Source organism: Falsihalocynthiibacter sp. S25ZX9 (genome assembly GCF_041205405.1).
Lineage (GTDB): Bacteria > Pseudomonadota > Alphaproteobacteria > Rhodobacterales > Rhodobacteraceae > Falsihalocynthiibacter > Falsihalocynthiibacter arcticus.
Genome location: NZ_JBGFCD010000259.1, coordinates 1 through 297, shown reverse-complemented (window position 1 = coordinate 297; position 297 = coordinate 1). Strand labels below are relative to the sequence as shown.

At 55.6% G+C, this 297-nt stretch carries 1 protein-coding gene; it reads right to left on the bottom strand.

The features are described 5' to 3' along the window. The coding region (locus tag AB9F29_RS22155; RefSeq protein WP_369757284.1) for a DUF4115 domain-containing protein at positions 1–297 on the bottom strand (297 nt) is incomplete at both ends.

The following is a 297-nucleotide window of genomic DNA, read 5'->3' as shown; positions in this document are numbered from 1 at the left end:
TGCAGCGGCCAAAGCGACGTATTTTGCCAAATCTTGATCGGCGTCCATATCCGCAACCTTATAGGCTTCGCTAAGCGAGTCCTGTGCCAAAACAACTTTTGACGCGACCGAACCCGCACGCCCTGCCGGACCATAGGTTTCGCCATTGACGCCGAAGTAAACCGACCCAGAATTCCACGCGCGTAGCATTGGCGGCACTTCCGTTGCCGGAATGATGAATTCTTCGCCTGTGTCGAGAATTTTCTCAAAGATAACAGTGCCATCCGCCGCAGAAACCCGCACCCACGCTGGGCGCAC